Source organism: Limosilactobacillus fermentum (genome assembly GCF_013394085.1).
Taxonomy (GTDB): domain Bacteria; phylum Bacillota; class Bacilli; order Lactobacillales; family Lactobacillaceae; genus Limosilactobacillus; species Limosilactobacillus fermentum.
The window spans coordinates 586,387-598,225 of sequence record NZ_CP040910.1 but is presented as its reverse complement, the minus strand read 5'-3'; the positions used below and the strand labels follow the sequence as shown (position 1 = coordinate 598,225).

The following is an 11,839-nucleotide window of genomic DNA, read 5'->3' as shown; positions in this document are numbered from 1 at the left end:
TGCAACCAGCCCCGCCCGTTTCACGATTTCTCGTTGGTGATTTATCAATGAAATCCGTTACTTCTTTTTGCGCATGGCGTCGATGCTCTTCAAGGATTCCCCAGTCCCGATGGCCACACAATCCAGTGGATCGTTGGCAATAAAGACCGGCACCTTGGTCGCTTCCGCAATCACTTCTGGCAAGTGCTTCAATAAAGCGCCCCCACCAGTCAGCACAATCCCGTGGTCGATAACGTCAGCGGCAATTTCAGGTGACGTTTCTTCCAACGTCCCCTTGATAGCGGCGATAATTTCGTTGACCACATCTTGAAGGGCTTCGGAAACGTCCAAGGCGGAAACCTCCATCGTCTTCGGTAACCCAGTAATCAGGTCCCGACCACGCACTTCGGTTGTCCCCATTTCCTTGGCAGCGTCCAAGGAGGCAGAACCAATGTCCCACTTCAACTTTTCGGCCGTCCGTTCCCCAATCAAGAGGCTCTTGTTTTGGCGGACAAATTGGGCAATGGCGTCGTTCATCTTGTCACCAGCCATCCGAATTGAACGACTGGATACGATGCCCCCTAAGGAAATCGTCGCCACGTCCGTCGTCCCACCACCAATATCAACCACCATTGAACCGGTCGGATCCATGACTGGCAGGCCAGCCCCAATAGCAGCAGCGTATGGTTCTTCGATAACGTAAGCATCACGCGCCCCGGCAACCCGGGTTGCGTCAACCACGGCCCGCTTTTCAACTTCGGTGATCCCACTTGGGACACAAACCATTACGTATGGCTTGCCGCCGTTGTTGCCCAGCGCCTTGTCCATGTAGTACTTCATCATGGCAACGGTGGTGTCATAATCGGCAATGACCCCATCTTTCATTGGCCGGATGGCAACGATACTTGCCGGGGTCCGCCCAATCATGTCCCGAGCTTCGGACCCAACGGAAATTACTTCGCCGGTACCCTTCTTACGTGCAACCACGGACGGTTCCCGCAAGACAATGCCCTTTCCATCAATGTAAACAATTGTATTGGCAGTTCCGAGGTCGATACCAATATTTTTAGTTCCAAATCCTAATGGCAATCTGTTTCTTCCCTTCGTTTGTACGTTTAATACGTTCTTTTGTGGTAATCCATATCGCCGATATTATACCATAGCCAAACGTTAGATTAACAGACCCTACTATACTATAATGGCCCGGGAATTGACAGATCCGCCCTAGAGCGTTAACGATTATTTAAGATTTCACCAATCGGTTTCTTCCTCTTCTTGACGGGCCTCGCGCCAACTATAGTAATCCCTTCTGCCCACCACGAGGGCGTCAATCAGGGCGATGCCAATTAATTTACCGGCTTCTTCCATCCGTTTAATAAAGATCATATCGGCCGTTGAAGGGGCCGGAGAACCGGATGGGTGGTTGTGGGCCAAGATCACCCCGTGCGCCCCGGTTTTAATGGCGAAGCGGAACACCTGATTAGGATAAGTGGAACACTCACTGGTCCCGCCAATGAAGAGCCGCTTGGTGGCAATGATTTTATTGTGGACATCGGTACACATTGCCACCACCATTTCCTGTTCTTCGCCGGCAAACTCGTCGATCAGCGCCGTCCCCACCGAGGTCGACGAGGCCGCCTGCCCGTAGAGATCGTGGGGTGAGCGTACCGCCATCGTCCCCAGGTTGACCGCCGCCAGCAGTGGTTTAAAGGCTTGTTGGTCGTATTCGGTCAACTCCTCTTCTTCTTCGGCCGTGATGTTATGTAGCGCCCGGGGAGTTGGGAAGCGGTCCAAAAAATGCTGGGCCAAGTCGGGATCCGGCAAGGCCTCGTGAATCGTCTGGTGGTAAAGCGGAAATTGTAATTGTTGTTTTAGCATATTAAAACCTCCTCACCATCTAAGTACGGTGAGGAGGTTTATTTTAACGAAATTAGTCTAATAAAAATTGGCGAACTTCGGAAACAAAGTACAAGGAGCCGGTGATGATGATTACGTCGTCACCCTGGGCCTCTTGGGCCAGCCGGGCGATCCCCAGCTGCCAGTTAGGGACGTATTCCACCGGGTAGCGGGTCGCCAGTTCCTTAACGGCCAATCCTAGGTCCGCACTGGGGCGGCTCGCTGCCGGCCCGGCAAAGTGAGTCACCAGCAAGTGAACGTTGGCCAGGCTCGCTAATTCGCCCAGCATCAGTTCATACTGCTTATCGGCCAGGATCGCCACTTCCAAGTAGACCTGCCGATCAAAAAAGTCGTCCTTGATCGTTTGCACGAGCGCCTGCACCCCCGGCAGGTTATGGGCCCCGTCTAAAATCATCAGTGGTTCATCGTTAACTACTTCCATCCGGGCCGGCCAGGCACTTTCTTCTAAGCCCCGCCTGACGTCCTTGGCTAGCACCGGTAGCCCCAGGGCGGCTAAGGCCAGTTGGCTAACCGTGATCGCCACGGCGGCGTTTGCCACCTGGTAGTCGCCGGCCAGGCCCAACTTAAACTGGGCCCGGTGTAGCCCTAGCCCCGAGTATGAAACGGTTGGGTACAGGGCGTGGGGAGTGACGTTTGGTGCGTCAAAGTCGGTCCCGAGCTCATACAATTTAGCGTGGTGAGCTTTGGCCACTTGGGCCACCACTTCCCGGGCACTGGTCGGGAGGTGACCAATGACTAGCGGCGCCCCCTCCTTTATGATTCCCGCCTTGTGGCTAGCGATCTGTTCATAGGTGTCGCCCAGGTAGCGCATGTGGTCGTAACCGACGGTCGTAATCGCCGTTACCAAGGGGGCTTCGATCACGTTGGTTGAATCCCACTTACCCCCAATCCCCACCTCTAAAATGACCAGGTCGGGGCGTTGCTCATTCATATAGCAAAACATAATCGCCGTACCGATTTCAAACTCGGTCGGCCCGCCCTCCGTTAGCTCCTGGTCTAACACCGTCGCCACCTTGGCGACCCGGTTAGCGATCCGGGTCAAATCTTCGTCACTAATTGGCTGCCCATCGATGGCCATCCGTTCGTTGTAGCGGGTAATGAAGGGCGACGTGAAGGTCCCCACGCGCAGGCCACTGGCGCCCAAGATGTCCCTAGTCATCGCCACCGTCGACCCCTTACCGTTGGTCCCGGTGATGTGGATCATGTTCAGGCCCTCTTGGGGGTTGCCGAGCCGCTCCAAAAAGAGGCGCATTCTTTTGAGGGTCGGAATTTTTTTGAACCGGGTCCGGCCGTGAATGAAGGCTAGGGCCTGGTCGTAAGTTGTAATCTCTTCCATTATTTTCCCTTTTCATTAAAGGGGCTGGGAAAACTTTCCCAACCCCTCATCTGATTCTTAACTATGACGGATAACGTGGTCCGCTGAGAAGGTTGGGTCACACTTCCTGATATCGTGCTCCCAACCACGGGCCTAGTGGCTAAGTACGACCGGAGAACGATGCGTTCCGCATCAACCCCCGCCCTAGCTTAGCCCAACGGCCTGTCGAGAAGGTTGGGTCACACTCACTTTATCCTTCTTGCAGGCTCGCCAAGCGTTCCTTGGCGCTCGCTAACTTTTGTTGCCACTCTTCGGCCTTGGCCCGTTCCTTGGCCACCACCTGTTCAGGGGCGCTGTTGACGAACTTTTCGTTCCCCAGCTTCTTGGTTGAACGAGCAACCTCTTTTTCTAGCTTGGTAATTTCCTTTTCCATCCGGGCCCGTTCTTCGTCCAGGTCCACCAGTTCGGCCATCGGGATGTAAACCGTGGCGCCGGCCAAGATCCCACTCATCGCCAGCTTCGGCACGTCGACTTCGGTGGCAATCGTTAGGTCTGACGGGTGGCAGAAGCGGTCAAGGTAATCCCGGTTTTCGTTGAAGACGGCGGCGTGGGCCTGATCATCCACCTTAATCATCATTTTAACCGGTGACGACATTGGGGCGCCCGCTTGGTTCCGGATGTTACGAACGGCCTTGATCAGTTCGATCAGGTCTTCCATTTCCCCTTCGGCCTTTTGGTTGGCCAGTTCGACGTGTTCAACCGGGTAGTCCGCTACCATGATCGATTGACCATCGTGCGGCATTGCCTGCCACAGCTTTTCAGTTACGAACGGCATGATTGGGTGGATCAGCTTCAGGGTCTGGTCTAAGACGTAACCCAAGATGTTCTTGGTGGCGTCCTTTTCTTCGTCAGTCCCGTTGTTCAACTTCTCCTTGGTCATTTCGATGTACCAGTCACAGAAGTCGTTCCAAATGAAGTTGTATAGGTCACGGCCAGCTTCCCCGAATTCAAACTTCTCGAACTTGGCGGTAACGTCCTTGACGGTCGTGTTCAAGCGGCTCAGGATCCAGCGGTCGGCCAGGTCCCACTTGCTTTGGTCCGGCAGTTGTGGCGCCGGCATGTCACCGAGGTTCATGATCACGTACCGGCTGGCGTTCCAGATCTTGTTGATGAAGTTCCAAGAGGCGTCCATCTTCTTGTAAGAGAAGCGGATGTCTTGGCCAGGCGTTGAACCAGTTACCAAGAACCAGCGCAGGGCGTCAACCCCGTACTTTTCTACCACGTCCATCGGGTCGATCCCGTTACCCAGGGACTTAGACATCTTACGCCCTTGTTCGTCACGGATCAAACCATGCAAGAGGACGTTTCTAAACGGCGCCTTGCCGGTGAACTCCAGGGATTGGAAAATCATCCGGGAGACCCAGAAGAAAATGATGTCGTAGCCCGTTACCAGCGTGGTGGTTGGGAAGTAGCGCTTGAAGTCTTCGGCATCGGTGTTTGGCCAGCCCATCGTCGAAAATGGCCACAGGGCGCTGGAGAACCAGGTATCTAAGACGTCCTTGTCTTGAACCCAGTTTTCCGCATCGGCTGGGGCTTCCATTCCGACGTACATCTCGCCGGTTTCCTTGTGGTACCAGGCCGGGATTTGGTGCCCCCACCAGAGTTGACGGGAGATCACCCAGTCGTGAACGTTTTCCATCCACTGGTTGAAGGTGTGTTCAAACCGTTCCGGAATGAAGTTGACTCGGTCATCGGTCTTTTGGTTAGCCAAGGCCCGTTCTGCCAGCGGCTTCATCTTCACGAACCACTGGGTCGACAGGCGGGATTCGACTTGCACCCCGGTCCGTTCGGAGTGACCAACGGAGTGCACGATTGGTTCGATCTTGAGCATGTAACCCTGGTCTTGGAGGTCCTTGACGATCGCTTTCCGGGCGTCAAACCGGTCCATGCCGACGTACTTGCCGGCGTTTTCGTTCATCGAGGCATCCTCGTTCATCGTGTTTAATTCCGGCAGGTTGTGGCGCTTACCAACTTGGAAGTCGTTCGGGTCGTGGGCCGGCGTAATCTTCACCATCCCAGTCCCAAAGTCCGGCGTCACGTAATCGTCGGCAATGATTTCGATTTCGCGGTTAACCAGCGGCACCATTACATGCTTGCCGACCAGTTCCTTGTAGCGTTCGTCGCTTGGATTCACGGCGACGGCTTCGTCACCAAACATCGTTTCTGGCCGGGTGGTGGCGATTTCAATGTAGTCCTTGCCGTTGAAGGTCGTCCCGTCGGTGAACGGGTACTTGACGTGGTAAAAGGCGCCCTTATCGTCCTTGTGTTCGACTTCGATGTCGGATAAGGCGGTCCGCGCCTTCGGGTCCCAGTTGATGATGTAAGTGGCCCGGTAAATCAAACCCTTGTTGTAAAGGTCAACGAAGACCTTGCGCACGGCCTTGTTTAACCCTTCGTCTAAGGTAAAGCGTTCCCGGTCGTAATCAACGGAGATCCCCATCTTGGCCCATTGCTGGTGAATGATGGCGGCGTATTCGTCCTTCCAGTCCCAAACCTGCTTAACAAACTTTTCGCGACCCAGGTCGTAGCGGGAAACCCCTTGCTTGGCCAACCGGGCTTCCACCTTGGCCTGGGTGGCAATCCCGGCGTGGTCCATCCCCGGCAGCCACAAGACGTCGTAGCCCTGCATCCGCTTTTGGCGAATGATAATATCTTGTAAGGTCGTGTCCCAAGCGTGGCCCAGGTGCAGCTTCCCGGTCACGTTTGGCGGCGGGATCACGATGGAGTAAGGGTGCGCCTTTTTATCCCCAGACGGCTTGAAAAAACCTTGGTCGATCCACCATTGGTAGCGCCCTTCTTCGACCGCTTGGGGGTCGAATTTGGTTGCCATTTCTTTTTCGGTCATTTAAATTTCTCCCTTCGGTAACGGGTACAAAAAAAAGACCCGCCCTAACATAGGACGAGTCTTCTCGCGGTACCACCTAATTTGAAGTGGCCACTGCCACTCCCTCTTTGCCATTTGATAACGGTAAATGAACCGGGAACCCCTACTTAATTCAGGACTCCTGCTCACGAGCTACCTTCATGATCAGAGTACCGGGATCCTTTCCACCACCGGATCCTCGCTTAGGCGGTCCCTCTATTCATTACTCTCTCGTTCATCGCATTGAATGACTTAAATCATAGATAACTTTTCGCCAGCCGTCAAGTCCTAGAGCAACTTTTTCAGGGCGGCTAAAGCGGCGTCGTAATCTGGTTCGTCAACGACTTCTGGCACCACTTGTTCGTAGACAATCTTGCCATCGGCATCCAGCACCCAAATTGAACGGGCCAGGATCCCTTCGTCCGGAATCAAAACCTTGAGGGCGTAACCAAAGGATTGTTCCGAATCGGCCACCATCTTCATGTTCTTAACCCCTTCAGCGGCGCACCAGTTTTGCTGGTCTTAAATCGTGTTCGTCGACACCGTTAAGAAGTTGGCGCCTGGGTATTGGTCCATCAGTTGGTTGAACTTCTTGGTTTGAATTGAGCAGACCGAGGTGTTGATGTTAGGCACCACCGAAATCAAAGTGGGCTTACCAAACAGTTCCCGGGTCTTGATCTTTTGGTTATCCTCATCAAAGACCTTAAAGTGCGGAACGTCTTCACCGACGGCCGGCGGATTTCCAACTAATTGACGGTGTTCACCATTGATCGTTACTTCCACGATTGTGGCCTCCTTTTAATGATTCTTTAATCTAGCAACTATGGGTTAAGTATAGCAGATTGGGCTTACCTTTCACCAGAAAAACGCCCACCGAAATTGGTGAGCGCTTGGACTGGGTAAAGGGGTACACCCTTACTGAATTGAAAACAGGTTACTTAAGCTGGAGCATGTCATCAACATCTCCATCGCTCGTAATGCGGTAGTTATCAGCGCCCTGTAACTTCCCATTTTTGAAGGTAAGGCCATCTAATTTACAGTACAGAGTTTTTTCGGACCTGACTTTAAGGATCATGACAAGTTTGAATCATTAGATTCGCAAAAATGCTCACCTTACGCTGCGCTCAAGATTGCAGAATCGCTTGTTAATGACGATGTAAGCTTCCCGCATCGGAAAGGTCCATTTACAACTGGATTGATAAGGGACTCCTAAGAACGAAGATTATTGACCTTCTAGAGAAAACTCGGCGTACTAAGGCCAAACATGGTCGAACTCCAAAGCGTGAACAGCCAGGTAAGAACATTTCCCAACGACCAAAAGAGGTGGAAACTCGCACCACTTTCGGTCATTGGGAAATGGATACCGTTCAAGAGTTCCTTAATGATTTAATCTCAATGGTCAATCGATACAACGACAAAACCCCTGAACCATAATGATTCAGGGGCTCTATTAGCTAACGTATTCACCTTCGACCGATCTTACATCCGGCCTGCCAAATGGTTGGGTCACACTTCCCAAGATAACGTGCTCCCAACCACAGGCCTAGTGGCTAAGTCTGGCCGGAGAACGATGCGTACCGCATCAACCCCCGTCCTATCCTTAGCCCACGGCCTGTCGAGTAGGTTGGATCGCACTTCCTTATTAATGACTAACCTTAATCAGCCGGGCAACGTTCTCCGCGGTCAGCGCCACGTCCTGGGCGGCGTCGGCAATCGCTTGTTCTAAGGACTTGGCTCCAGACGGGCTGGCAAAAACGGCGTCGATCACGCCCTCGTCGGCTAGTTCGGCCACGCCCTTACCGAGGTGACCGGCGATCCCAATTACCGGCGCTTGGGGGGCCACCCGCTTGGTTGTCTTAGCCACGCCGTACGGGGTCTTACCAAACTTGGTCTGAAAATCGATGCTCCCCTCGCCGGTCAAAACGTAATCGGCGCCGGCCGCCTGCTCCTCTAACTGGCTGTACTCAACCACCAGTTCAATTCCTTTTTGCATGGTGGCGTTGGTAAAGGCCAAGAGCCCGGTCCCCAATCCGCCAGCCGCACCGGCTCCCGGCTTTTCCTCCAGGTCCCTGCCCAGGTCGGCTTTAATCACCGCTGCGTAGTGGTGCAGGTTGTCATCCAAAAGCTTGACCATCTCCGGGGTCGCCCCCTTTTGCGGGCCAAAAACGGCCGACGCCCCTTCCGGCCCGGTCAAGGGGTTAGTGACGTCAGAGGCGATTAACACCTTCACTTCCTTGACGCGGCGGTCGACCCCACTGACGTCAACGTGGGCGACTTCCCCCAGGGCGCCACCGCCGAGGCCCACCTGCTCGCCGGCATCATTGAGAAGTTTCACTCCCAAGGCCTGGGCCATCCCGGCACCCCCATCGTTGGTGGCACTGCCGCCAATCCCGATGATGATTTGATCGACCCCGTGGCTAACGGCATCCAAAATCAGCTCCCCGGTCCCGTAAGTGGTGGCGATCAGCGGGTTCTTGGTTTCTTCGGTCACGTAGCCAATCCCGCTGGCCTCGGCCATCTCAATCACCGCCGTGTTGGAATTACCCAGCAAGCCATAGTGGGCTTGAACCGGTTGGTTAAGCGGGCCGTGAACGGTCTTGATCAAGAGCTGGCCGTTGGTAGCGTCGACTAAAGACTGCACCGTTCCCTCACCCCCATCGGCCATGGGCACCAAGGTTTGCTCGGCGTCGGGATAAACCCGTTTAATGCCGGTCGCCATGGCGGTGGCCGCTTCCTTAGCCGTTAAACTGCCCTTAAACGAATCAGGCGCAATCACAAACTTCATTTTACTTCCCCCTTAAATCAGGTGTAAGAAACCGTAGAGAATCGTGGCGGTCAGCATTGCCGAGCCCCCAACCATGGCTTCATATAGGATCCCTTGCGACCGTTGCCTCAGGTCCATGTGCATGGCGTTGGCCGTCACGTGGAAGTAGTTCCCCTGTGGCAGCTGGTCGATCACGATCGCCCCGGTGTGGACCATGGCGGCGGCGGCCAGTGGCGCGACCCCAAAGCCTAAGATCGCCTTAGCAAAGGAGCCGGTCGCTAGGATGACCCCGGTCGAAGTCGAGGCGGTGGCGGCCGCCATTAAGATCCCGGAGATCGGTGCCAACAAGACCCCGGGCATGTGGCTAGCCTCCACTCCCTTGATTAAGAGTTGTGGCAGGTTCGACGAGGTAATCGTCGCCCCGATCGCCCCGGCCCCGATCAAGATCAAGACCACGTCGGTCATCCGCGTCATCCCGACCCGGGCGTAATCGCGCAACTCCCGGCCCTTTTTCATCACCAGGGCGCCGACAATCGCGGCAAACGGCAGTACGTAGGTCGCGTCTAAGTTCACCTTAGTCAACAGCGTCAAATGGGCAACTTGGCCGATGGGATTTAATAAGAGTAAGACAATTGCTAAAATCGGGGTCACCACGGCCTGACCAAGGGTGGGTAAGTTGCCGGTGTCACTATCCACCATGTCGCCTAAATCGGCTTCCATAACGGCGTCGCCCTTTTTAACCAACAAGCGGGCCACGATCACCGTCACAATCAGGGCCACCACCGCCGGGATAAAGTCGGCGATCATGACCTGGCTTAACTCGAGCCCAAAGCCCTTGGCCGCCGCAATCGTGTTGGCGTTAGGCGAAATGATGTTCCCGGCCTTACCTCCACCGGATAAGGCGACCAAGAGGGCTAGCTTGGAAATATGCATCCGTCGCCCCACTTCCAGGGCAATTGGCGCCACGATCAAAACGGCCACCGGAATGAAGACCCCCACGGCGGTAATGACCATCGTCGCTAGGGCCAGTGACAAAATCGCCATTCGATCGCCCAGCTTATCCACGATCGTGCGGGCCAAGGTTTCGGCAGCCCCGGATTCCATCATTACCCCGGCTAGCATTCCGGCGGCTAGCACCCGTAGCACCGTCCCCATGACGCTTTGCTCCCCCTTGACCAGGATGTCAATGGTACCAGTCAGGCTGGCCCCACCGAGCAAGGCCCCAATAATCGCCCCAAGCATCAGGGAATAAACCGGATTGAGCTTCTTTAAAATTAAGTAGATTGCGAGCGCCAAGCCAATCAGCGCTCCCCACCACGAAATAACCATCGTCAACCTCCTTTAGGTTCTGTGTAACCGATTACATTAGCGATTATACTCCACCTTGGTGTAAAAGAAAGTCGAAATTAGGTTAGTTTCAATGGTCAATTGGGAAAACTGAGTAGCGCAAAGCCGAAAGTGAGACAGGACAAATATTTGGATTTGTGCAATAAAAAGGAGTGCGACCCAACCACGGGCCTAGTATCTAAGTACGGGCGAAGAACGGCGCCGAGGGCGACAACCATTTGCCCTAGCTTAGCCATACGGCCCGTCGAGAAGGTTGGATCGCACTTCCAGTTTGCGTAAATTTGTAGATTTGTCCTGTCCCCAAAGGTAGCAAGCAACAAAAAAAGAAGCCAGGAAACCGTAACTGGTTCCCTAGCCCCTTGACTAACAATTATAGTAATTCCGCGAAGACGTCTTGGTTTTGGTTCAAGAATTCGTCGCCGGCGTGAATTTCGGTGATCTCAATTCCGTCCAAGGCCCGTTGCATCAAGCCTTCCACGTCTAGGCGCGCCTCGTATGAGCGGGCCCGCTTCAGGTTTGGCTTGGTCTTTGGCGAAGGCGGCGTGAAGACGGTGCAGCAGTCTTCGTAAGGCAAGATCGACAGGTCGTAGGTGTCGATGTCTTCGGCGATCTTGATGATCTCGTTTTTGTCGTAGGACAGCACCGGACGCAGCACTGGCATCGTGGTAACGTCTTCGATCGCCAACATTGATTCCATCGTCTGGGAAGCCACTTGCCCCAGGGACTCACCATTAAAGACAGCTAAGCCCGCCCGCTTTTGGGCTAGGGCACAGGCCAAGCGCAACATCAAGCGGCGTTGCACGGTCATCAAGTAGCCCTCCGGTACCTTTTCCTTGACCGTTTCTTGGATCTCGGTAAACGGCACCTGAATGAACTTGATCGAGCCGGAGTACTTAGCCAACTTCCCGGTCAATTCCTTGGCCTTGGCCAGGGCTTGTTCGGAGGTGTACGGCGGGGAGTAGAAGTGGACCATTTCTAAGGAAACGCCCCGCTTCAGCGCTAGGTAGGCGGCCACCGGGGAGTCGATCCCCCCCGACAGCATCATCATTCCCTTCCCGGCGGTGCCGACCGGCAGACCACCGGCCCCTAAAATTTTGGCGCTGGTCAGGTAAATCCCGTTTAAGCGGATTTCGACCCGCAGCGTGATGTCCGGGTGGTGAACGTCCACGGATAAGTCGGTTGGGAATGCCTTCAAAAGGGCGCCCCCCAGTTGCTTATTCATTTCAAAGGTCCCCATCGGGAATTTGTGGTCGGCCCGCTTGGTTTCCACCTTGAAGGTGGTCGGCCCCTGGACCTGTTCCTTAAATATCGCTACGGCCGCTTCGACCACGGAATCAAAGTCCTTTTCCACCCGCAAGGATGGGGAAAAGTTTTGGATCCCAAAGACCTGCTTGAGCCGCTCCATGACTGGTTCGGCGTCGGTCCCATTTAACTCCACGTGCAACCGGTCCTGGTTCGGGTGAATCTTGACCTGGTCGTATTGGTGGAGCGCCTTTCTAACGTTGGAACCCAAGCGGTCAATGAATGACTTCTTGTTGTGGCCCTTGGTGGACAATTCACCGTAGCGGACCATAATTTCATCGTACTTCATGAA

7 protein-coding genes, 2 pseudogenes and 1 other annotated feature are annotated in these 11,839 nt (G+C 54.4%); of the genes and pseudogenes, 1 reads left to right on the top strand and 8 read right to left on the bottom strand.

The features are described 5' to 3' along the window. Positions 1-57: 57 nt before the first annotated feature. The 5 genes and pseudogenes from FG166_RS02880 to tpx all read right to left on the bottom strand — a co-directional run bounded on the left by FG166_RS02880 (position 58) and on the right by tpx (position 6,917). A complete protein-coding gene (locus FG166_RS02880; protein ID WP_003682794.1) occupies positions 58-1,068 on the bottom strand; it encodes a rod shape-determining protein in 1,011 nt (336 codons plus the stop codon). 162 nt (positions 1,069-1,230) lie between these two features. Beyond that, positions 1,231-1,857, bottom strand: coding sequence for a JAB domain-containing protein (locus FG166_RS02875; RefSeq protein ID WP_003682793.1), 627 nt, complete (start codon positions 1,855-1,857; stop codon positions 1,231-1,233). A gap of 52 nt (positions 1,858-1,909) precedes the next feature. Next, positions 1,910-3,232, bottom strand: a complete 1,323-nt coding sequence (locus FG166_RS02870; protein ID WP_003682792.1) for a bifunctional folylpolyglutamate synthase/dihydrofolate synthase — start codon at positions 3,230-3,232, stop codon at positions 1,910-1,912. A gap of 229 nt (positions 3,233-3,461) precedes the next feature. Continuing rightward, positions 3,462-6,116 carry a valine--tRNA ligase gene (locus FG166_RS02865; protein WP_003682790.1) on the bottom strand — a complete coding sequence of 885 codons (2,655 nt, stop codon included), beginning with the start codon at positions 6,114-6,116 and terminating at the stop codon, positions 3,462-3,464. A gap of 47 nt (positions 6,117-6,163) precedes the next feature. After that, positions 6,164-6,382, bottom strand: a binding site (T-box leader). Between the two features lie 40 nt (positions 6,383-6,422). After that, positions 6,423-6,917: pseudogene (gene tpx / locus FG166_RS02860) on the bottom strand (thiol peroxidase). A 277-nt stretch (positions 6,918-7,194) separates the two neighbouring features. Between tpx and FG166_RS09745 the strand changes: the two are divergent. Then, positions 7,195-7,505: pseudogene (locus FG166_RS09745) on the top strand (IS30 family transposase); the annotation flags it as partial. A 271-nt stretch (positions 7,506-7,776) separates the two neighbouring features. On the opposite strand, the gene FG166_RS02855 reads toward FG166_RS09745, so the two are convergent. The 3 genes from FG166_RS02855 to thiI form a co-directional block, all read right to left on the bottom strand. After that, positions 7,777-8,919, bottom strand: coding sequence for a glycerate kinase family protein (locus FG166_RS02855; RefSeq protein WP_003682784.1), 1,143 nt, complete (start codon positions 8,917-8,919; stop codon positions 7,777-7,779). A gap of 12 nt (positions 8,920-8,931) precedes the next feature. Further along, complete coding sequence (locus FG166_RS02850; protein ID WP_003682782.1) at positions 8,932-10,227, bottom strand: GntP family permease; 1,296 nt, start codon at positions 10,225-10,227, stop codon at positions 8,932-8,934. Between the two features lie 388 nt (positions 10,228-10,615). Further along, complete coding sequence (gene thiI / locus FG166_RS02845; RefSeq protein ID WP_003682780.1) at positions 10,616-11,836, bottom strand: tRNA uracil 4-sulfurtransferase ThiI; 1,221 nt, start codon at positions 11,834-11,836, stop codon at positions 10,616-10,618. Between the last annotated feature and the right edge of the window lie 3 nt (positions 11,837-11,839).